The sequence below is a fragment of the Flavobacterium geliluteum genome (assembly GCF_017948595.1).
Lineage (GTDB): Bacteria > Bacteroidota > Bacteroidia > Flavobacteriales > Flavobacteriaceae > Flavobacterium > Flavobacterium flavipigmentatum.
On record NZ_JAGFBV010000032.1, the window covers coordinates 25,833 to 47,917 of the forward strand.

The 22,085-nt window shown below is 34.4% G+C and carries 19 protein-coding genes; 18 read left to right on the forward strand and 1 reads right to left on the reverse strand.

Annotated elements, in window-relative coordinates; all coding sequences use genetic code 11:
• Positions 1–173 precede the first annotated feature (173 nt).
• The 13 genes from uvrC to J3495_RS16730 all read left to right on the forward strand — a co-directional run bounded on the left by uvrC (position 174) and on the right by J3495_RS16730 (position 18,038).
• Positions 174–1,973 (forward strand): excinuclease ABC subunit UvrC, encoded by a 1,800-nt coding sequence (gene uvrC / locus J3495_RS16670; protein ID WP_210667735.1) that lies wholly within the window; start codon positions 174–176, stop codon positions 1,971–1,973.
• A gap of 4 nt (positions 1,974–1,977) precedes the next feature.
• Positions 1,978–2,478 (forward strand): XAC2610-related protein, encoded by a 501-nt coding sequence (locus J3495_RS16675; RefSeq protein ID WP_210667737.1) that lies wholly within the window; start codon positions 1,978–1,980, stop codon positions 2,476–2,478.
• 209 nt (positions 2,479–2,687) lie between these two features.
• Entirely contained in the window at positions 2,688–4,910 is a 2,223-nt protein-coding gene (locus J3495_RS16680; RefSeq protein ID WP_394369572.1) for a patatin-like phospholipase family protein, read from the forward strand.
• Positions 4,911–5,122: 212 nt separating this feature from the next.
• Positions 5,123–6,280 carry a homogentisate 1,2-dioxygenase gene (locus J3495_RS16685; RefSeq protein WP_210667741.1) on the forward strand — a complete coding sequence of 386 codons (1,158 nt, stop codon included), beginning with the start codon at positions 5,123–5,125 and terminating at the stop codon, positions 6,278–6,280.
• A gap of 200 nt (positions 6,281–6,480) precedes the next feature.
• Positions 6,481–7,641, forward strand: coding sequence for a 4-hydroxyphenylpyruvate dioxygenase (hppD, locus tag J3495_RS16690; RefSeq protein WP_210667743.1), 1,161 nt, complete (start codon positions 6,481–6,483; stop codon positions 7,639–7,641).
• Positions 7,642–7,943: 302 nt separating this feature from the next.
• The gene (locus J3495_RS16695) at positions 7,944–8,717 is read left to right on the forward strand and encodes a DUF3108 domain-containing protein (RefSeq protein ID WP_210667745.1); all 774 of its coding nucleotides are present in this window, start codon (positions 7,944–7,946) and stop codon (positions 8,715–8,717) included.
• Positions 8,717–9,661 (forward strand): tryptophan 2,3-dioxygenase family protein, encoded by a 945-nt coding sequence (locus J3495_RS16700; protein WP_210667747.1) that lies wholly within the window; start codon positions 8,717–8,719, stop codon positions 9,659–9,661. The genes J3495_RS16695 and J3495_RS16700 overlap by 1 nt, the downstream gene beginning before the upstream one ends.
• A gap of 17 nt (positions 9,662–9,678) precedes the next feature.
• The gene (locus J3495_RS16705; RefSeq protein ID WP_210667749.1) at positions 9,679–10,899 is read left to right on the forward strand and encodes a M23 family metallopeptidase; all 1,221 of its coding nucleotides are present in this window, start codon (positions 9,679–9,681) and stop codon (positions 10,897–10,899) included.
• 56 nt (positions 10,900–10,955) lie between these two features.
• Positions 10,956–11,570: a hypothetical protein gene (locus J3495_RS16710; protein WP_210667751.1), complete on the forward strand. Its 615-nt coding sequence runs from the start codon at positions 10,956–10,958 to the stop codon at positions 11,568–11,570.
• A gap of 165 nt (positions 11,571–11,735) precedes the next feature.
• Positions 11,736–13,379 carry a glucose-6-phosphate isomerase gene (gene pgi, locus J3495_RS16715; RefSeq protein WP_210667753.1) on the forward strand — a complete coding sequence of 548 codons (1,644 nt, stop codon included), beginning with the start codon at positions 11,736–11,738 and terminating at the stop codon, positions 13,377–13,379.
• Between the two features lie 319 nt (positions 13,380–13,698).
• Positions 13,699–16,938 carry a TonB-dependent receptor gene (locus J3495_RS16720; protein ID WP_210667755.1) on the forward strand — a complete coding sequence of 1,080 codons (3,240 nt, stop codon included), beginning with the start codon at positions 13,699–13,701 and terminating at the stop codon, positions 16,936–16,938.
• A 98-nt stretch (positions 16,939–17,036) separates the two neighbouring features.
• Positions 17,037–17,465: a hypothetical protein gene (locus tag J3495_RS16725; protein WP_210667757.1), complete on the forward strand. Its 429-nt coding sequence runs from the start codon at positions 17,037–17,039 to the stop codon at positions 17,463–17,465.
• A gap of 78 nt (positions 17,466–17,543) precedes the next feature.
• A complete protein-coding gene (locus J3495_RS16730; RefSeq protein WP_210667759.1) occupies positions 17,544–18,038 on the forward strand; it encodes a septal ring lytic transglycosylase RlpA family protein in 495 nt (164 codons plus the stop codon).
• 15 nt (positions 18,039–18,053) lie between these two features.
• On the opposite strand, the gene J3495_RS16735 is transcribed toward J3495_RS16730, so the two are convergent.
• The gene (locus tag J3495_RS16735; protein WP_210667761.1) at positions 18,054–18,509 is read right to left on the reverse strand and encodes a DinB family protein; all 456 of its coding nucleotides are present in this window, start codon (positions 18,507–18,509) and stop codon (positions 18,054–18,056) included.
• 75 nt (positions 18,510–18,584) lie between these two features.
• Between J3495_RS16735 and J3495_RS16740 the strand changes: the two genes are divergently transcribed.
• From J3495_RS16740 to nadD, 5 genes are all read left to right on the forward strand, one after another.
• Positions 18,585–18,938: an arsenate reductase family protein gene (locus tag J3495_RS16740; RefSeq protein WP_210667763.1), complete on the forward strand. Its 354-nt coding sequence runs from the start codon at positions 18,585–18,587 to the stop codon at positions 18,936–18,938.
• Positions 18,939–19,145: 207 nt separating this feature from the next.
• On the forward strand, positions 19,146–20,006 hold the full coding sequence (locus J3495_RS16745) for a YicC/YloC family endoribonuclease (protein ID WP_210667765.1): 861 nt from the start codon (positions 19,146–19,148) through the stop codon (positions 20,004–20,006).
• Positions 20,007–20,123: 117 nt separating this feature from the next.
• On the forward strand, positions 20,124–20,696 hold the full coding sequence (gmk, locus tag J3495_RS16750) for a guanylate kinase (RefSeq protein WP_210667767.1): 573 nt from the start codon (positions 20,124–20,126) through the stop codon (positions 20,694–20,696).
• Positions 20,697–20,799: 103 nt separating this feature from the next.
• Positions 20,800–21,165 (forward strand): four helix bundle protein, encoded by a 366-nt coding sequence (locus J3495_RS16755; protein ID WP_210667769.1) that lies wholly within the window; start codon positions 20,800–20,802, stop codon positions 21,163–21,165.
• Between the two features lie 55 nt (positions 21,166–21,220).
• On the forward strand, positions 21,221–21,802 hold the full coding sequence (gene nadD, locus J3495_RS16760) for a nicotinate (nicotinamide) nucleotide adenylyltransferase (RefSeq protein ID WP_210667771.1): 582 nt from the start codon (positions 21,221–21,223) through the stop codon (positions 21,800–21,802).
• Positions 21,803–22,085 lie beyond the last annotated feature (283 nt).

A 22,085-nucleotide genomic window follows, 5' to 3' on the forward strand; every position in this document is an offset into this window, starting at 1 on the left:
TATCGTATTGAAGTTTTATGACCCAAGAAGGGACACGCCTATTTCATATCGAAATATAAAATTCTAAATATAGAAATTATTATTTGGATTTTGTAAATTTGAAACTAATTCAATGTTAAACTCCCCACAATAATTGGAGTTCACTATTTCAAGTATTTTCAGCACTAAAACGAATGCAAAATCCATCTTTAGAATTACAAATTCAGACCTTGCCAGACAATCCTGGTGTGTACCAATATTATGACAAAGATGGCAAAATATTGTATGTTGGCAAAGCCAAAAATTTAAAGAAAAGAGTTTCTTCTTACTTCAACAAAATTCATGATACAGCCAAAACCAATGTGCTGGTAAAAAAAATCATTACCATAAAACACATTGTGGTTCCCACAGAAACCGATGCGCTTTTATTAGAAAATAACTTAATCAAAACCCTGCAGCCACGATATAATGTGCTGTTGCGCGACGACAAAAGTTATCCTTGGCTTTGTATTAAAAAAGAACCTTTTTCGAGAATATTTTCGACTCGAAGAATGATCAAAGACGGCTCGGAATATTTTGGCCCTTATACGAGTTTCAAAACAGTTCATACTATTTTAGATTTAATCAAAGAATTGTATCCGTTGCGAACCTGTAATTATGATTTGAATGCATCCAATATCAATTCGGGCAAATTTAAAGTTTGTCTCGAATATCATATTGGCAATTGCAAAGGACCGTGTGAAGGTCTAGAATCACTGGAAGATTATCAAAAACAAGTAGATGCGATCCGCGAAATTCTGAAAGGAAATTTTAAGGAAAGCATGAAAGATTTTAAGCGTTTGATGCTGCAATACGCTCAAGATTTACACTTTGAAGAAGCACAAAAAATAAAAGAAAAGATAGAGGTTCTGGAGAATTATCAGTCGCGTTCTACGATTGTCAATCCAAAAATCACCAATATTGATGTTTTCTCGATAATCTCTGACGAAAGTGCCGCGTATGTCAATTTTCTTCAAATTTCGCATGGATCGATCATTCGGTCACACACTTTAGAAATCAAGAAAAAGCTGGATGAAACAGATGAGGAACTGCTGGAACTGGCAATTGTCGAGCTTCGTGAGCGTTTTCATTTATTATCAAAAGAAATTATTGTTCCGTTTGAAATTGATTTAGGTGAAAACATCAAAGTTACGGTTCCACAACTTGGAGATAAAAAGCAAATTCTGGATTTATCCATTCGAAATGCCAAATTTTACAGAATCGAGCAACTCAAACAATTGCAAATTGTAGATCCTGACCGCCACACAAATCGCATCATGGCGCAAATGCAAAAAGATTTACGTTTACCTGTTGAGCCTCGCCATATCGAATGTTTTGACAACTCCAACATTCAGGGAACCAATCCCGTTGCGGCCTGCGTAGTTTTTAAAGACGGTAAAGCGAGCAAAAAAGATTACCGCCATTTTAATGTAAAAACCGTTGAAGGACCTGATGACTTTGCATCGATGACCGAAATTGTCTATCGTCGTTACAAGAGATTACTGGACGAAAACGAACCTTTGCCACAACTGATTATTATTGATGGTGGAAAAGGACAATTGTCTGCGGCCTTAAAAAGTATTGACGAATTGGGATTGCGAGGAAAAATTGCCATAATAGGAATCGCAAAACGTCTGGAAGAACTATTTTATCCCGGAGATTCGATTCCGCTTTACCTTGATAAAAAATCTGAAACATTGAAAGTTATTCAGCAATTGCGAAACGAAGCACACCGATTTGGAATTACTTTTCATCGTGACAAACGCAGCAAAGCAGCACTAAATTCCTCGGTAGAAAGTATTCCGGGCATTGGCGAAAAAACAATGGTTACGTTGATACAACATTTTAAAAGTGTAAAAAGATTAAAGTTAGCAACAGAAAAAGAGATTTCAGACGTTATTGGAGTATCAAAAGCTAAAAAAATCACCCTTTTTTACCATAACAGTCAACCGTAACCAAATGAAAATTGTACTTTTCTTAATCATCGCCTTATTTTCATACCAAAGTTACAGCCAAAAAAACATTGAATTTTATCTAAAGGATCAAACGCAAATAAAAATAAAGGCAATAAATAATTTTGAAAAATTAGAAATTTCGAATAGTAAGAATGATAAAACACAGATTATAAACAATCTCGAAGAATCTTTAACCGAAAAAGAAACAAATTTTATCATCGAAGATTACAATTTTGATGGTTTTAAAGATTTTGCAATTTATCGTCTTGATGACGGAATGGGCGTTTACTCGATTTACCAAATCTTTATTTATAATCAGAAAAATCAAGCGTTTGCAAAATTAAAAATACCTTCAAATTGTGATCCCAAATGTGATGAATTTTGTGATGTTCAAATAAACAAAAAACAGAAAACATTTGAGTCCAGTTGTCGCGGTGGCGCACAATGGCACACTAATGTTTGGAAATTTGACAAAAACAACAACCTATTATTATTAAATAAATAATGTTATTAATACAAGAATGATTTATATAGTTCAATAATATTTCCGACTTTTACAAAACCAACCCGTTTTTTTCTATGTACCAAAATTTGCCATACCAATTAGATACTTGTTCAAAAGGCTTTTTTCGCAAACCTAAAAAAGAGGCTTCTTGGCTGGCGGTACTTCTAAAAGAAAAAATATCATATTTTCAGACCCTTTTTTCTCTTTCTATTTGTAACCTGGGGCTGATTCTTTTTTACGTCATTTTTTTTAATTCTCAAAAAACATTTTCGCAAGAAGTAAAGCAAGATACCGTAAAAAGAAAAAAAATCGGACTTGTATTAAGCGGTGGAGGAGCCAAAGGATTTGCACATATTGGTGTTTTGAAAGTCCTTGAAGAAGCTGGAATTAAAATTGATTTTATTGGCGGGACAAGTATGGGTGCCATAATTGGAGGCCTTTATGCCTCTGGTTACAATGCAACACAAATTGATTCTATTTTTCAACAAACCAATTTTGATGAATTGATAAACGATTATATTCCGCGATCTTCAAAAAACTTTTATGGCAAAAGAAACGACGAATTATATGCGTTGGTTTTACCTTTTAACAAATTGAGAGTAGGAATTCCTGAAGCACTTTCAAAAGGAATGTACAACTATAATTTATTGACCAGCCTTACCAGAAATGTGCGTCATGTTCGTGATTTTAATAAATTGCCCATACCCTTTTTATGCATTGGTACCAATATCGAAACAGGTGAGGAAGTGTTGCTAGACAAAGGAAATTTGGTTCAGGCAATGATGGCCAGTGCTGCATTTCCCTCTTTATTTTCACCTGTAGAAATAGATGGTAAATTATTAGTTGACGGTGGTGTGATCAATAATTACCCCATAAAAGAAGTTCGGGAGTTAGGTGCCGATATCATCATTGGTGTCGATGTACAAGACGACTTGCTGGATCGAAAAAGCTTGAAAAATGCTACCCGAATATTGGTTCAGATTTCGAATCTTCATTCTATAGAAAAGATGAAAAGGAAGATTAAAAACACTGATCTGTATATAAAACCAGACATTCGCAATTATGGTGTAATCTCTTTTGATAAAGGTACCGAAATCATCCGAAAAGGAGAAGAAGCTGCTTTTAGCATTTATGAAAAAATCGATTCTTTGGCCGATAAGCAAAATTTGTATAGAAAGCCAAAACTTCAAATAAGCTCTGATACCTTACACATAGGAAAAATCAACAGCAATAAGCTCGAAAATTTTACAAAAGAATACATCAACAGTAAGCTTCGTTTTAAACCTGGAAGCACAATTACTTATGAAGATTTGCGAGTAGGAATGAACAATATAAATTCTACGCAAAACTTTAGTGCTATGTTGTATCGTCTGGATCCGAATGGAGAAAAAGATGATCTAAATTTACAATTAACAGAAAACCCTACTCAAACCTACCTGAAATTAGGCCTTCATTATGACGGACTTTACAAAAGCGCCATTTTATTGAATCTTACACATAAGAAAACATTCTTAAAAAATGACAACACTTCGCTGGATATAATTTTAGGAGATAATTTTAGATACGATTTAAATTATTACGTCGAAAATGGTTTCAATATAAGTTTTGGTTTTCGCTCACGACTCAATCAATTCAACAGAAATGTGGTTAAGAGTATCAGTAATATCGGGGTTGATAATCCTAGCATCAACTTGATCAATGTTGACTTTCTGGACGTTTCGAATCAGGCGTATTTTCAAACTATTTTTGTTCAGAAATTTTTAATGGGTGGTGGAGTCGAATACAAATTCTTAAACATAAAATCGCCCACAATTGCGACAACCGCTCCCAAAATTGATGAAAGTACTTATTTAAGTCTTTTTGGGTATTTAAAATACGATTCTTTCGACAATAAAAGCTTCCCAAGTACAGGCTGGTATGGTTCTGGCGATATACAGACATATTTGGCTTCATCAAATTATACAGGACTTTTTAATCCTTTTACCACTGCCAGAGCAGAAGCTGGTTTTGCCAGAACACTTTTCAAAAATGCTACTGTAAAATTTCAGACCGAAGCTGGGCTATCAATTGGAGGCGACAGTGTTCCTTTTTTCGATTTTATTTTAGGAGGATACGGTTATAATAAAATCAATAATTTTAATTATTTCTACGGATACGACTTCTTAAGTATTGCCGCAGACAGCTATATCAAAACCACAATTACGCTGGATTATGAAATTCTGAAAAAAAATCACATAAACTTTTCTGCTAATTTCGCCAACTTGGGCGACGGGCTTTTTAGAACCGTAGACTGGATTTCGATGCCCAAATACACAGGTTATGCGGTAGGTTACGGATTGGAAACTATTATCGGCCCTATTGAGATCAAGCATTCATGGTCTCCAGAAACACCAAAAGGATACACGTGGTTTAGCATAGGATTTTTGTTTTAATTTGTAATTTAAATCAATAAAAATTACGATATTTGTTGTAATGAAAACAAAATGGACAGGTTTATTAGAGTATCTTCAATTCCTCATCAAGAGAAATCCTGAGTAAACTATCGAATTGAGATAATTAGACAATTAGAAAATAATCTAGTTATCTGTTCTTGCAATTCTTATTTTCTACTAAGTTAATTTACAAATTATCTAATTGAAAAGCCATGCCATTATATCACAAACTTGGAGACTTTCCTCAAAAAAGACACACACAATTCGAAAAGCCAAACGGTGGTTTTTATTATGAACAATTATTTGGCACCGAAGGTTTCCACGGACATTCATCGCTGTCTTATCATGTTCATAGACCTACACAGGTAAAAGAAATTTTAAAATCATATTCGGTTGAGCCCAAAATAGCAATTGGCAAAAATATAAAATCATTGTTATTAAAAGGTTTCGAATTACGACCTGAAAACGATTTTCTCGACTCCCGCAAAGCCATGTTAGTCAATAAAGACTGTATTATTGGTTTGGCTGCTCCCAAAGAATCACTACGCAATTATTTTTACAAAAATGCCGATGCAGACGAAATGATTTTCATCCATAAAGGAAAAGGAAAACTGCGTACGATGCTGGGCAATATTCCTTTTGAATACGGTGATTACCTCATTATTCCACGTGGCATTATTTACCAAATAGATTTTGAAACAACCGAAAACCGACTGTTTTACGTAGAATCTTTCGCCCCTTTTTACACACCAAAACGTTATAAAAACCAATCTGGTCAGCATTTAGAGCATTCGCCGTTTTGCGAGCGCGATTTTATTTTGCCAAATGAACTGGAAACGCATGACGAAAAAGGAGATTTTTTAATCAAAATTAAAAAAGAAGGCATGATTCACGAAGTCGTTTATGCTACACATCCTTTTGATGTTGTGGGTTGGGACGGCTACAACTTTCCTTACGGATTCTCGATTCATAATTTTGAACCAATAACCGGACGCGTGCATCAACCGCCACCGGTGCATCAAACTTTCGAGACGGCTACTTTTGTCGTTTGCTCGTTCTGCCCAAGACTTTACGATTATCATCCAAAGGCAATTCCGGCACCTTATAATCACAGCAATATCGATTCAGACGAAGTTTTATATTATGTCGATGGCGATTTTATGAGCCGTAATAATATTGAGCAAGGTCATATCACTTTACACCCAAAAGGCATTCCGCATGGTCCAGCACCCGGCGCTATGGAGCGCAGTATTGGCCATAAAGAAACGCAAGAATTGGCCGTTATGGTTGATACTTTCAGACCCTTAATGGTTACCGAAGAAGCGATGGGTCTTGACGATGGGCAATATTATAAATCTTGGTGTGAATAGTCATTGCGAGGAACGAAGCAATCTTACTACGTATTTCAAATACTATTAAGGAGCTGTTTCCTGCTATCATTCCAATCTTTTTTATTGCAGAAAAAGCAACAAAAAAGGATTTTCCCTTCTATCAGGGCTAAAAATCAAAATTCAAAAACAACACTTCGGTTCCTCGATTAAACGATGCACCGATTAAACAAATAAACACAATGAGCAAAGAAGTAAAATCAGTAGAATACGGATTAGAGAAAATCTTCGAAGGAGCGCAGGATTTCCTTCCATTATTAGGAACTGACTATGTAGAATTTTACGTAGGAAATGCAAAACAGTCGGCACATTATTATAAAACAGCCTTCGGATACCAATCTTTAGCCTACGCAGGACTGGAAACCGGAGTAAGAGACAAAGCCTCTTATGTTTTAAAACAAGACAAAATCAGAATTGTACTTACTACGCCATTAACGCAAGATTCGCCCATTCATGCCCATCTTCAAAAACATGGCGATGGCGTAAAAGTCGCTGCACTTTGGGTAGAAGATGCTACAATCGCTTATGAAGAAACCATGAAACGTGGCGCACGTTCTTTTATGGAGCCAACAGTAGAAAAAGATGAATTTGGAGAAGTGATTCGTTCTGGAATTTACACGTACGGAGAAACCGTTCATATTTTTGTAGAAAGAAAAAATTACAACGGAGTATTTCTTCCAGGCTATAAAGAGTGGAAATCCGACTACAATCCTGAACCAACGGGATTAAAATACATCGATCACATGGTAGGAAATGTGGGCTGGAACGAGATGAATACTTGGGTAAAATTCTACGAAGAAGTAATGGGGTTTGTTAATTTCCTGTCTTTTGATGACAAGCAAATCAATACCGAATACTCTGCTTTGATGAGTAAAGTAATGTCTAACGGCAATGGAAGAATAAAATTCCCAATTAATGAGCCGGCCGAAGGAAAGAAGAAATCACAAATCGAAGAATATTTGGATTTTTACGGCGGTCCCGGAATTCAGCATATCGCCATCGCTACAGACGATATCATCAAAACGGTATCTGAATTAAAAGCTCGCGGAGTTGAGTTTTTATCAGCACCGCCTCATACTTACTATCAGGCAATTCCGGAGAGATTAGGCGCTCACATGGAGATGATGAAAGAAGACATTAACGAAATCGAAAAATTAGCCATCATGGTCGATGCTGATGAAGATGGTTATTTATTGCAAATTTTCACCAAGCCTGTTCAAGACAGACCAACACTATTTTTTGAAATCATACAAAGAATGGGAGCCAAAGGTTTTGGTGCAGGAAATTTTAAAGCCCTTTTTGAATCAATTGAGAGAGAACAAGAATTGAGAGGAACCTTGTAAAATTGCATATTTATTACATTATGTAAAAAAATCCTCTGTAAATTGATGATTTTAATGCAAAAGTTATGTTAAACTCACTTTTTGCTATTTATTTTATAAACTTTGTATCTACCTTTGCACTCGCAAATCAGGAAGGGGTGGTTTCCTTCCGAATTGATATAAATTTTCATAATTTATAGTTTTTTGGTTAGTTAATAGCATAAAAACTCAGTCATTTACTTGACTGAGTTTTTTTGTTTTGGTACATTTGGAATAGAATTTGCATTTAATTATCTTTAATAACTAAATGTAAAAAATGTACTATGAAAAAATTAGTCCTACTCATATTTGTTCTCACCACTTTTGCTTTCGATACTCAAAGGGAAGATGCCTTTGATACGGGAGAATATTTTAAATTTAGAATTCACTACGGAATTGTAAATGCCGGTTACGCCACATTAGAAGTAAAAGACGCCACAATAAGCAACAAAAAAGTTTTTCATGCCGTGGGAAAAGGCTACACAACAGGTATGTCAAAATTTTTCTTTAAGGTCGAAGATCTCTACGAAAGCTACTTTGACAAAGAAACCGGAAATCCGTATCGCTACATTCGAAAAATTGACGAAGGCGGTTATACTAAAAACCAGGAAGGTATTTTTAATCAAAAAGAAAATAGAATTTTGGTTAAAGATTATAAACACAAATCTGAAAAAACACTTGTTATTAATAATGATGAAGTTCAGGACATCGTTTCTTCTTTTTATTATTTAAGAAATCATCCGAATATTGATAAATTAAAATCAGGTGAATCTATCGGAATCGATATGTTCTTTGACGATGAAATCACAAAATTTAAGTTAAAATACATAGGGCGTCAAGATATTACAAGTAAATTTGGAACCGTTTCCTGCATGGTCTTCAAACCACTTGTACAAACAGGACGTGTTTTTAAGGAAAAAGAAAGTTTAACACTTTGGATTTCAGACGACAACAACAAAGTCCCGATTAGAATAAAAGCAGATTTGGCCGTAGGATCACTTAAAGCAGATCTGGACGAATACAAAGGATTAAAAAATCCATTTAAAGTAAAAAAATAATGAATACCACAGCGGATCGATCAGCCTCAATTTTAGAAGAAATTGACCAGAAATACAAATCATTAAACCAAAAAACTGAAGTCCAGCTTGAAGGTTTACTTTGGTCAAAACCGATTACTTACTGGGATTACATACAGACTGACGCTCTTTTAAACCTTCAAATACAACGCACTACACTTCCTGACGAAATGGTTTTTATCATGTACCATCAGGTAAACGAATTGATCTTTAAAATGATTCTGTGGGAAATTGAGCAAATTGCTGAAAACCAAAATATTCAGGTTGCTTTTTTTAGCGAAAGATTATCAAGAATCACGCGTTATTTTGATATGCTGACCAATTCGTTCAGCATCATGGAAAACGGAATGGAAGTGGATCAATACATGAAATTTAGAAACACACTGACTCCCGCAAGTGGTTTTCAAAGTGCACAATACCGACTGATTGAATTTGCTTCTACAGACGCCATCAATCTTACCGACAGAAGATACAAAGATTCTTTTGACGAAAATACCGATCTAGAAACTACTTTCGAGCATTTGTATTGGCAAGCTGCAGGAAAAGATTATCAAACAGGTCAAAAATCTTATTTATTGTCAGAGTTTGAAAACAAATACAAAAAGCTGTTTCTAGAACAAATGACCGAATTTAAAACCAAAAATATTTGGCAAAAATTCACACAATTACCACTTGAGGACCAACAAAATCAGGAATTAGTAAAAGCGATGCGTCATTATGATCACACCGTAAACATTACCTGGGTGATGCAGCACCTAAACACTGCAAGAAAATACATCTTAGAAAGCGGAAAAGGAAACGGCGAAGCGACTGGCGGAAGTGACTGGCAAAAATATATGCATCCTAAATACCAAAGACGCATCTTTTTTCCTAAATTGTGGACCGAAGAGGAATTGACCAATTGGGGAAATGAATCGGGAGTTTAATTTTAAAAAGTAGAAGTTTGAAAAAGGTATTCGTCATCATAATAGTGTTATTTTCTATTGTTTCATGTAATAAAACCGATCAAAAAGTAGCCGCTAAAATTAGCCAGCCAAAGTCTAAAAAAATAGAATTTGGTTTTAATTACGCAGATTTTAATGTCGTTCAGGACACCATCAAAAAAGGAGATTCTTTTGGAACCATCATTCAAAGTCAGAATATTGGCGATAAAAAAGTCTACGATATTGTGGCTCAGGTAAAAGATACTTTTGATGTAAGAAGCATTCGATACAACAAACCCTACACGATTCTTCGCTCAAAAAACAAAACCAACAAACTGGAATACTTCATTTATCAGCCTGATGCTTTAACGTATTATGTTATTAATTTTAAAGACAGTATTGCCACTTCTTTCAAAAAAATAAAACCGGTTACACTAAAGCGAAAAATAATCGGAGGCGTTCTAAAAAGCTCTCTTTCTGAAACTTTAGGAAACGAAAGTGTAGAGGCTGCGCTGGCCAACAGAATCACAAAAGTATTTTCGTGGTCAATAGATTTCTTTAAACTAAAAAAAGGCGATCGTTACGGACTCATTTTTACCGAACGTTTTATAAATGGCAAAACATACGATGGTGTCGAAGATTTGCAAGCTGCTTTTTTTGAATACAAAGGGAAAATTATTTATGCCTTCCCGTTTGAAAAAGATTCACTTTCCGGAAAAATCGAATATTATGACGATGAGGGAAAAACACTGAAAAACTTTTTCTTAAAAACGCCTATCAAATTCAGCCGCATTACTTCTCGATTTACGATGAATCGTTTTCACCCGGTGCAACACAGATGGAAAGCGCACAAAGGAACCGATTATGCCGCCCCAAGAGGAACTCCAATTTCTACAACGGCTTCCGGAGTTGTCGAGCAAACAGGTTATACCGCCGGAAACGGAAACTTTGTAAAAGTAAAACATAACGGCACCTACTCTACCCAATATTTGCACATGTCAAGAATTTTGGTTCGTCGCGGTCAACGGGTGACCCAAGGACAAAAAATAGGTTTGGTAGGAAGCACAGGATTGGCTTCAGGACCCCATGTTTGTTATCGCTTCTGGAAAAACGGCATGCAGGTTGATGCACTTCGTCTTAACTTACCAACTGGAGAATCTTTGACAGGAAATGCAAAAGAGCGTTTCTTAAAACAAATGGAACCTTTGAAAAGAGAGCTGGACAGCATTGGAAATTTATAATACTTTAAAATTTAGTGTTTTTTGTTTAAATTTAATTTAAAAAGACAAAAATAAACATGGAAAATGCAAGGATTGAAGCAATTTACAACGAAACTTTTTCAGGTTTAAAATTATTTTACAGAGACACCAATCTTCCTGAAAATTTAATTTCAAATTATAAAATCGGGCAAATAATCAAAGAAAGAGGTTTTACCGACATGACTTTTATTGGTGGCGGACTTTCAGGTAATTTTAGATATTTGATTGCCAGTGCTGATGCCAAAGATTTATCAAAATTTGATCCTGATGCGTCAAAAACAGGACATTATCTATTGGCTTCGGATGCATATTTTAAAGTACTAGATATTCAGCAAGCGGAAAATAAAACCCAAGTTTTTCTTTTAAATATTCCAGATAATGCTGTTTCGCTGTTTAAAAATTCAATTTCAAATATTGAAGAAGAAATAATCGAAAAGGCCCAACAGCGTTTTAAAGACAAAATCAATTTAGATTTAATTCCAGAATTACAAACAGAAGACTGGATCGAAAGAACAAGACTTCCAATTGGGATGAGCATTGAGGGCGAAATGTTTTTTAATGACTCCGAAATAAACGAATCTCCACAAGAAATAGCAATCAACAAAAACACTAAAAAGATTGAAATTAAAAAACCTTGGTGGAAAATTTGGTAATAAAAATTAAAAAAAGACCCTTTAGATTTTATCAGTAGTAGAGAAGCCATATCATTCATAAAACGTTTTCGTAACTAATTGTTATATAATTGCGAAGCTTAAAAGTATTAAAAGTAATTTGAGTATTTTTGTGTTTCAAAAAACAATATTACAATTTATATAAAAATGGCTTTAAACACAACCAACCCAACCGGGACTGAAGCGTGGAAAAATCTACAAAACCACTATAACGCAATTCATAACACCACATTACAAGAATTATTTCAGCAAGACACAGCTCGTGCAGAAAAATTTAACTTGCAATGGAATGACTTTTTGCTTGATTATTCTAAAAATAACATCACCCAGCAAACTATTTCGCTTTTATTAGAATTGGCAAATTCAATTGGATTGAAAGATGCAATTAATCAATATTTTGGTGGAGAAATCATCAATCAAACTGAGAATAGAGCCGTTTTGCATACTGCTCTGCGTGCGCCAGAATCTGCTGTTATAAAAGTAGATGGAGAAAATGTGATTCCGGAAGTTTATGAGGTAAAAAATAAAATTAAAAACTTCACGCATGAAGTTGTCTCAGGCGAAAGAAAAGGTTTTACCGGAAAAGCGTTTACAGATGTTGTTAATATTGGCATTGGAGGTTCTGACTTAGGACCAGTTATGGCTGTTGAAGCATTGCAGTTTTACAAAAATCATCTGAATATTCATTTTGTTTCAAATGTAGATGGAGACCACGTCAACGAAGTCATAAAAAAGCTAAATCCAGAAACAACATTATTTGTAATAGTTTCTAAAACTTTTACAACACAAGAAACACTAACCAATTCTGAAACCATTAAAGAATGGTTTTTACAATCGGCTTCGCAGAAAGATATTGCCAAACATTTTGTAGCAGTTTCAACAAATATTCAAAAAGTAACAGAATTTGGTATTGATCCTGCAAATGTCTTCCCAATGTGGGATTGGGTTGGCGGAAGATTTTCTTTGTGGAGTGCAGTTGGTTTAAGTATTAGTCTGGCAGTTGGTTTTGAGCATTATAATGAATTATTGAAAGGGGCCAACGAAATGGATGAGCATTTTAAATCATCTGAATTTGATCAAAACATCCCTGTAATTTTAGCTTTGCTAAGTATTTGGTACAATAATTTTTATGGCGCAGAAAGCGAAGCTTTGATTCCGTACACACAATATTTACAAAAATTAGCTCCTTATTTGCAGCAAGCTACAATGGAAAGTAATGGAAAAAGCGTTGGTCGCGACGGGAAACCTGTTAACTATCAGACTGGGACAATTATTTGGGGAGAGCCCGGAACTAACTCGCAACATGCTTTTTTTCAATTGATACACCAAGGGACAAAATTAATTCCGACAGATTTCATAGGCTTTATAACACCTTTATACGGAAATCAAGATCATCATGACAAATTAATGTCGAACTTTTTTGCGCAGACAGAAGCTTTGATGACTGGAAAAACGGAAGCGCAAGTTCAGAGTGAATTTAACAAACAAGGCCTTTCGGCAGAAAAAGCATCTTATTTACTACCTTTTAAAGTTTTTACAGGCAATAAGCCAACCAATACTATTTTAATTCAGAAATTAACTCCAAAAACTCTGGGCTCATTAATTGCTTTATACGAACACAAAATTTTTGTGCAGGGCGTAATTTGGAACATTTTTAGTTTTGATCAATGGGGAGTAGAATTAGGAAAACAATTGGCTAATTCTATCCTAGAAGAAATCAATACAAAAACAGTTAAAAATCATGATAGTTCGACTTCATTTTTGTTGAATCATTTTTTAAAAAATAAATAAAAAGCAGAGAAAAGTTTTCTTAACAAATTGAAACGCCTTAATTTAACAATAATTAAGGCGTTTTTTTGTACAAATTGACCAATTTAAGATTAGAAAGCACCCTTGTTTGCATGTTTCGACTGACAACACCACCACTATACTTATTATTTTAACAAAATATACAGCCCCAAACCTAGAAAACAAACGTTTTATTTAATAAAAATTGAAAAAGTCATTTAAATCTGCAACACAAGTCCTAAATCGAAACTTTCTTAACATTTCGATAACATTAACTGATTTAATTGTTATAATTTTGCCAAAAACAAATAACAAAAAACAGATGAAAAAATTGTCAAAGTTTCTCTTAATGCTTTTAGCATTTATTTATGCCGGAGATATTTATGCGCAAGGTAACACAACCTCTTCTATTGGAGGTAATGTTTATGATAATGCTTCACAATCTTTACCTGGAGCAACTATCCTTGCAGTGCACACACCATCGGGTACTCGTTACACTGCATCAACAGATTATACAGGTAACTTTAGAATCTCAAACATGAGAGTTGGAGGCCCATATAGGATTGTTATTACTTTTATAGGATTTAAGTCTTTTGAAGATAATGATGTATATCTTCAATTAGGAGATTCGAAAGATTTTAAAGTAATATTGCAAGAAGAGTCAAACGAATTGCAAGAAGTTGTAGTAAAAACTACAAGAGACAACACTTTTAATTCACAAAGAACTGGAGCTCAAACTGTAATCAATTCAGACAAAATTAAAGCATTACCATCTTTGTCACGAAATATATCAGATTTTGCAAGATTAACTCCATCAGCTCAATTAAGAGGAGATGATGTATTGTCAATTGGAGGTCAAAATAACAGATTTAATGCAATTTATATTGACGGAGCTGTAAGTAATGATGTGTTTGGATTAGCATCGAATGGAACAAATGGAGGACAAACAGGAGTTAGCCCTATCTCTATTGATGCAATCGAGCAATTTCAAGTAAGTGTTGCTCCTTATGATGTAAAACTTTCTGGTTTTGCAGGTGGAGCAATTAGTGCAATTACCCGCTCAGGAACAAATAATTTTGAAGGTTCGGCTTATTTCTTCAATAGAAGTGAATCTTTGGCTGGAAAAACGCCACCTTCATTAGCAGGAACAAATGGAAGACAAAAACTAGCCGACTTTTCTGCGCAAACTTATGGCGTACGTGCAGGTGGAGCTATAGTAGAAGACAAATTATTTTACTTTATCAACTACGAACGTCAGGATAACGAAACTCCACAACCTTTTGATTTGTCAACTTATACAGGTTTGTCAGGTGGAAGAATAGGAGAATTAAGAGCTAAATTAGCTACTTACGGTTACGACCCGGGTTCATTCGATAATAATGTTAGAACTCTTGTGAGCGATAAGTTAATCGCTAAAATAGACTGGAACATAAATGATAATCACAAATTATCTTTAAAACACAGTTATGTAAAAGCAGAGAATTTTTCACCAAGCAGATCTTCTGCTACTTCAATAAGTTTTATTAACGGAAGTCAATTGTTTAATTCTACAACAAATTCTACAGCATTAGAATTAAACTCAAGATTTGGAAATAAATTTTCTAATAATTTAGTAGTTGCATACACTGACGTTCTTGACGATAGAGATGCTTCAGGAGATCCTTTTCCATCTGTTCAGATTTTTGATGGTTCTACCCAAAGTATCTTTTTTGGAGCTGAAGGATTTTCAACTGCAAATTTCTTAAGCCAAAAAACATTGACTATTTCTGATAATTTTGAAATCAATTCAGGAATCAATAAAATTACAATTGGTACGCACAATGAATTTTCACAATCAAAAAATGTATTCTTTGGAAATAATTTTGGGTCTTACAGATATGCTAACCTAGATGATTTCTTGAATGATGGAAAACCAAATAGATTTCAAATGAATTATTCTTTAATTGGTGGTGAAGGAGATGAATCTTTGGGAGCTGCTGAATTTGGAACAAAACAATTTGGATTTTATCTTCAAAATGAAATGAAAATAAGCAACGATTTCAAACTTTCTTATGGAGTTAGAGTTGACATCCCTGTTTGGGAAGATGGAATGGTTAATGATGACTTTAACAATAGAACTGCAGCGATTTTACAATCTGGAGGAAAAGACTTAAAAGGTGCACGTGTTGGTCAAGGAATTAAAAACACAGCACATGTTGCTCCGCGTTTAGGTTTTAATTATGATTTAAATGGAAAAAAATCTACTCAATTTAGAGGGGGTGTAGGTATCTTTACTTCGAGATTACCATTGGTATGGCCAGGAGGAACTTATAACAACAATGGCCTTACTCAAGGTGCAATTTCAATAACAAGCACGGCTCAAACACCAGTTTTTAATCCTAATCCAAGTGTTGGTAGCCAACTTCAACCACTTCCTGCATCATATCCTAGACCAGGTTCAGGAGGAAGAGGAGGAAATATAGATTTATTTGCTAGAGATTTCAAGCTTCCACAAGTATTTAAAGCAAGTTTTGCTGTTGATCAAAAATTACCATTTGGTTTAGTTTTGACATCTGAGATTACTTATAATGATAATATTAGTGCTGTTAAGTACGAGAATTTAAATATTGCAAATTCTTCAAGTAATTTAACAGGACCAGACAATAGACCTCGTTATAATGGAAATAGCAGATTAGACCCATCTTATTTAGGAGTTTATCTAGCTTCAAATACAAGTGAAGGTAAAGCATACAATCTTGCTTTTACATTAACTAAAAACTTCAGATCTGATTTTATTGATGGAAACATTTCGGGAACTTATTCTTATGGTAAATCAACTACAATAATGGATGCTACTTCTTCACAAAATAGTTCACAATGGAATAACACAGAGACTGTTAATGGAGCGAATTATTTAGGCCTTTCAAGATCTGACTTTGATCCAGGAAGAAGAATTGTATCTAATGGTAATGCAACATTCAAATGGAGTAATTTTACAAAATCAAGAATTGGTGTATTTTATGAAGGTGCTGAAGGAACTCCAATTAGTTATGTATATAATGATAGTGGTCGTTTATTGCAAGATACGTTCTCTAATTCAGCGTTAGTTTATGTTCCGGCAAATCAAAGCGAAATTAATTTAGTATCTACTTCAGCTAACCCAATGACTCCTCAGGCTCAATGGGATGCACTTAGCTCTTTCATTGAAGGAAATGAATATTTGAGAGGCAGAAAAGGTAACTATGCAGAACGTAATGCTGATCGTTTAAAAACATCTCATATTGTCGATTTGAAATTTGCTCAAGAATTTATCATCACAGTTGGTAAAAAGAAACATACTTTAGAATTTACAGCAGATATTTTTAACTTTACAAACCTTTTAAATAAAGATTGGGGTAAAAGATATTTTGCAACTAATGATCAAGTATTGTTACTTACGCAAGTTGGGTTCTTACCTAATTCAAATACTCCAACATTCAATTATAACCCAAATGTTGCTGCTTCTATCAATCAAGCAGATGACGTAGGTCTTAATTCATCAAGATGGCAAATGCAAACTGGTGTTCGTTACACGTTCAACTAGTATTATTTAGAAACTATATAAAAACCCTGATTTCAATCGAAATCAGGGTTTTTTCATTTCCTTTTTTGCTATATTTGTTTTAAACAAAATACTTATTTATGTATAATTTTATTCAAAAATTTCACTCAGGTTGGGCCTACTTGGCACTACTTTTATTATTGGTAGCGGTTGTAAATGCTATCATTGGAGTCACTTCTAAAAAAGAATTTACAGCAAAAGATCGCAAAATTGGCCTGTTTGCCTTGATTGCAATTCACATTCAACTCTTGGTTGGATTGATTCTTTACTTTGTATCTCCGCTTGGAAAAGCTGCTTTCGGACAAATGTCAAATGCTGCGCTGCGACTTACATCATTAGAGCATCCATTAATCAACCTCATCGCCATTACTTTGATTACTATTGGCTGGTCTCAACACAAAAAACTAATTAACAGCGAAGACAAATTCAAAAAATTCGCCATCTTTTACGGATTAGGCTTAGTTCTTATATTGATCAGATTACCTTGGAGCCTTTGGTTTCAAAAATAAAAAACTACCCATTATAGGTCTTTTTTTATACAGGCACGTTATTTGCATAAGTCCCCAAACTATGAAAAATAAAAATATATGACTAATAAAAAAACCATAATAGTCTCAATTGTTGCCCTTCTCTTTTTGAGCTGTAGCTTTACATACTTAATGAGTCAGGCAAAACCAATTGATCCCAAAATAACACAAGACACCTTAAAAACGCCAAAAGAGAAGATTGCTATACCTACAGAAAGTGATTCTCTTTTTTCGGTCGAAGGTTTAAAACTAAAGCCATACAAAAAAACGGCGCACGCATCCTACTATGCTGACCGATTTAATGGAAAAAAGACCGCAGATGGCAGTCGGTTTAATAATAATAAATATACTGCTGCACACAAAAAACTTCCTTTTGGAACAAGACTTAAAGTAACCAACGAGGCTAACGGGAAGTTTGTAATTGTAAAAATTACCGATCGTGGGCCTTTTGTAAAAACCCGAGAATTAGATTTGTCTAAAAGAGCTTTTATGGACATAACGACCAATAAAGCGCATGGCGCCATGAAAGTTACTATGGAAATAATAATGAATTAATAAATATCCGAAAGCCTAAACCAGCTTTCGGATATTCATTATAATTCCGGTATGAATACCTTCGTGATAATTATTAAAGCTCAATCCGTCCTCAACATTGCTTAGGGTAAAACCCATACTTGTTGTGTACACATTGTAGCTTACAAACAATTTATTATTAAAATCTACTTCTGTTTGCTCTGCAGTTTTAGAAAGTAAATCTCTAATTTCTGCCACTTCTTTCTGCGAAACATCACCCTCTGGTTTTGTTCCTTTTTTGTATTTTTCTATAAATTCATCCGAAACCAAAGTAGGTAAACCCGATAATTTATAGACCAAAACTTGCTGCGTAGCGACACAGTGACCAATGTTCCAGATTAAATTATTATTGAATCCGTTTGGGATTTTGTTGAGTTGCTCTAACGAATGACTATCGAGAACTTTTATCAAAATACTTCTAAGGGTTTTGTGTACTTCTAAAACTGACTTCATATTATATTTTTTTGTAAAAATAATCAAATTTAAGGTTCAAATGAATTTTCTTTGCATTCTAAAACATTCAAAACCATGAACAAAATATACTACTTAGCGTCTTGCGATACGTGCCGAAAAATTATCAAAAATCTTCCGAAAGATAATAATCTGGCCTTTCATGACATTAAACAAACCCCAATAACTCCTGCAGAACTTGACGAGATGTACCAGCTTGCGGGAAGTTACGAAGCATTGTTTAGTAAAAAAGCACAATTGTACAAGTCTATGGATTTGAAAAACAAAGCCCTGACTGAAGATGATTTTAGAAAATACATTTTGGAACATTATACTTTTTTAAGCCGTCCTGTTTTTATTATTGATGGAAAAATTTTTATTGGTAATACACAGCCAAACATTCTTGCCATGATGAAAGCTTTGGGGCAATAATAAACTCTAAAAATTCTAAAAACCTCTGGGTTTGCGTTAGGGATAAAAGCGGAAATCCTTTTTTTGAGCTTTTTCTGCTCAAAAAAAGATTAGGAGCGGATAGCCCGCCCGAAGGGAACGCCCAAAAAAACTAAAATTTTAGCTTTAAAAAACGAGAAACTGTCACTTTGAATTTTTTAGTATCTTTGCGCCTTTATACTCAATTATATGATACAATCTATGACAGGGTTTGGCAAAGCTTCTTTGCAATTGCCTACAAAAAAAATTACCGTCGAAGTAAAATCCTTAAATAGTAAAGGTTTAGATTTAAACGTAAGAATGCCATCGCTTTATCGCGAAATGGAGCTGGGTTTGCGAACTCAAATATCGACTAAACTTGAAAGAGGAAAAGTAGATTTTGGAATTTACATTGAAAGTACTTCTGAGCAGACTTCGACCAAAGTAAATGTTCCTGTTGTAAAAAACTATATCGCACAGCTTAAGGAAGTTTATCCTGCTGCCGATGAAACTGAATTGATGAAAATGGCAGTTCGTATGCCTGACACGCTGAAAACCGAACGAGAAGAAATTGATGAAAACGATTGGGATCAGATACAGGTGATTATAGAAGAAGCGCTTCAAAACATTCTGAATTTTAGAAAAGACGAAGGTGAATCTCTGGAAAAAGAATTCAACCTGCGTATCGGAAACATTCGTCAATACATGAATGATGCTTTGGCACTAGATCCGGAGCGCGTTCAGGCTATAAAAGATCGTTTGCAAAACGCAATTTCCGAGTTGAAAGTAAATGTGGATGAAAATCGTTTTGAGCAGGAACTGATCTATTATTTAGAAAAACTGGACATTACAGAAGAAAAAGTACGTTTGACCAACCACTTAGATTACTTCTTAGAGACGATCAAAGGAACCGAAGCCAATGGTAGAAAATTAGGCTTTATCACTCAGGAAATGGGTCGTGAGATCAATACAATGGGTTCAAAGTCCAATCATGCACAAATGCAAAAGCTTGTTGTGATGATGAAAGATGAATTGGAGAAAATTAAAGAACAGGTTTTGAATGTGTTGTAAAAGCTATAGGCTTTAAGCCCAAAGCAAAAAAACAAAGTAAATCAAAGCGTAAAGCGTACAGCTTAAAGCATAAATTAAAGCTTAAAGCATATTGCTTAGAGCCTAAAGTATACATTAATGAACAAAGGGAAGTTAATTGTTTTCTCAGCCCCATCAGGATCAGGAAAAACAACTATAGTAAGACATTTACTTGGAAAGAAAGATTTGAATTTAGAATTTTCGATTTCCGCAGCCTCGCGTGAGCCACGTGGAGGAGAAATCAACGGGACAGATTATTATTTTATTTCGCTGGAAGAATTCAAAAAGCACATTAAAGCAGAAGATTTTTTAGAATGGGAAGAAGTGTATCGCGATAATTTCTACGGTACATTAAAATCGGAAATTGAGCGCATCTGGGCTTTGGGAAAAAATGTCATCTTTGACATTGATGTTTCTGGCGGATTGCGTATTAAACACAAATTTCCAGAGCAAACTCTGGCTGTATTCGTAAAACCGCCAAGTGTAGACGAATTGAAGCGAAGACTAAAAGAACGCTCCACCGAAAGTGATGACAAAATTAACATGCGCATCGCCAAAGCCTCGGTAGAATTGGCTACAGCCCCACAATTTGACACGATCATAAAAAATTACGATTTAGATACCGCTAAAGAAGAAGCATATCAATTGGTGAAGGATTTTGTTTCTAAGTAGTAATTAGTACTTAGTCCCCAGTATTTAGTTTTTTGTCTTTAGGTTTTGGCCCTTAGTATTTAATTATTAGCGTTTTAAAAGCTAAGCAAATTATAAAATTTTTATGAGTGGAATTAAATCATACAAAGAATTACTTATTTGGCAAAAAGGAATAAAAATTGTTGTTTTGATTTACAAACTCACGCAGCATTTTCCTAAAGAAGAAACATACGCTTTAACAAGTCAATTAAAAAGAGCTAGCGTATCAATTCCTTCTAATATTGCAGAAGGTTTTGGACGCCAAACTGATAAATCATTCAATCATTTTTTGAATATTTCTCGAGGTTCTTTAAACGAAATAGAAACACAACTGATTATTGCGAAAGAATTAGAATTTATTTTTGATGACAACTTATTTAATGAGATTTTATTTTTAATTGAAGAAGAGGGTAAAATGATAAATGCTTTTTCAAAAAAACTAAAAGACTAATAGAAAATCTTAGCACTTAGTACTAATTACTAAGTACTAGCAACTAAGTACCAAAATGAAAATAGGCCTTTATTTCGGAACGTACAACCCCATTCATGTTGGTCATTTGATTATTGCCAATCACATGGCCGAATTTGCAGATTTAGATCAGATTTGGATGGTGGTTACGCCTCACAATCCGTTAAAAAAGAAAGCTACACTACTCGACGATCATCATCGTTTGCAAATGGTTTTTTTGGCTACTGAAGATTATCCAAAAATAAAACCTTCGGACATTGAATTTAAATTGCAGCAACCCAATTATACCGTAAATACCTTGGTTCATTTGCAGGAGAAATACCCCAATCATGAATTTTCATTAATTATGGGAGAAGACAATCTGAAAACGCTTCATAAGTGGAAAAACTACGAAGTCATTTTAGATCATTACGACATCTATGTTTATCCTAGAATTTCTGCCGAAGAAGAAAATATAGAACTCAAATCACACCCCAAAGTACATATTATTGATGCGCCAATTGTAGAAATTTCGTCTACTTTTATTCGAAACAGCATCAAGGAAGGAAAAAACATTCAGCCCCTTTTGCCTCCAAAAGTTTGGGAATATATTGATCACAACAATTTTTATAAGAAGTAAATAACGCAATCTTGTCTTTGCGAGGAACGAAGCAATCTCTCTAGAATACTACTCATTAAACTTAGCAAGTGAGATTGCTTCGTTCCTCGCAAAGACTATGCTTTTCGCAGCCCTTACCAAAGGATATGAACGCAAAAAAAAGCCTGAATTTTAAAAGAGGGCACTGAAAAACATCCCTTATTTTGATCAGGTTTATTTTTTAGACAATAAAAAAACGCTTATAACAGGACTTTAAAAAATCCGCTATAAGCGTTTTTCGTTTTATAACTGTTTTTGATTTGAC

Coding starts and splice junctions, on each gene's coding strand:
- uvrC (WP_210667735.1), top strand. CDS start 174: ATGCAAAATCCATCTTTAGAATTACAAATTCAGACCTTGCCAGACAAT.
- J3495_RS16675 (WP_210667737.1), top strand. CDS start 1,978: ATGAAAATTGTACTTTTCTTAATCATCGCCTTATTTTCATACCAAAGT.
- J3495_RS16685 (WP_210667741.1), top strand. CDS start 5,123: ATGCCATTATATCACAAACTTGGAGACTTTCCTCAAAAAAGACACACA.
- hppD (WP_210667743.1), top strand. CDS start 6,481: ATGAGCAAAGAAGTAAAATCAGTAGAATACGGATTAGAGAAAATCTTC.
- J3495_RS16695 (WP_210667745.1), top strand. CDS start 7,944: ATGAAAAAATTAGTCCTACTCATATTTGTTCTCACCACTTTTGCTTTC.
- J3495_RS16700 (WP_210667747.1), top strand. CDS start 8,717: ATGAATACCACAGCGGATCGATCAGCCTCAATTTTAGAAGAAATTGAC.
- J3495_RS16710 (WP_210667751.1), top strand. CDS start 10,956: ATGGAAAATGCAAGGATTGAAGCAATTTACAACGAAACTTTTTCAGGT.
- pgi (WP_210667753.1), top strand. CDS start 11,736: ATGGCTTTAAACACAACCAACCCAACCGGGACTGAAGCGTGGAAAAAT.
- J3495_RS16720 (WP_210667755.1), top strand. CDS start 13,699: ATGAAAAAATTGTCAAAGTTTCTCTTAATGCTTTTAGCATTTATTTAT.
- J3495_RS16725 (WP_210667757.1), top strand. CDS start 17,037: ATGTATAATTTTATTCAAAAATTTCACTCAGGTTGGGCCTACTTGGCA.
- J3495_RS16730 (WP_210667759.1), top strand. CDS start 17,544: ATGACTAATAAAAAAACCATAATAGTCTCAATTGTTGCCCTTCTCTTT.
- J3495_RS16735 (WP_210667761.1), bottom strand. CDS start 18,509: ATGAAGTCAGTTTTAGAAGTACACAAAACCCTTAGAAGTATTTTGATA.
- J3495_RS16740 (WP_210667763.1), top strand. CDS start 18,585: ATGAACAAAATATACTACTTAGCGTCTTGCGATACGTGCCGAAAAATT.
- J3495_RS16745 (WP_210667765.1), top strand. CDS start 19,146: ATGATACAATCTATGACAGGGTTTGGCAAAGCTTCTTTGCAATTGCCT.
- gmk (WP_210667767.1), top strand. CDS start 20,124: ATGAACAAAGGGAAGTTAATTGTTTTCTCAGCCCCATCAGGATCAGGA.
- J3495_RS16755 (WP_210667769.1), top strand. CDS start 20,800: ATGAGTGGAATTAAATCATACAAAGAATTACTTATTTGGCAAAAAGGA.
- nadD (WP_210667771.1), top strand. CDS start 21,221: ATGAAAATAGGCCTTTATTTCGGAACGTACAACCCCATTCATGTTGGT.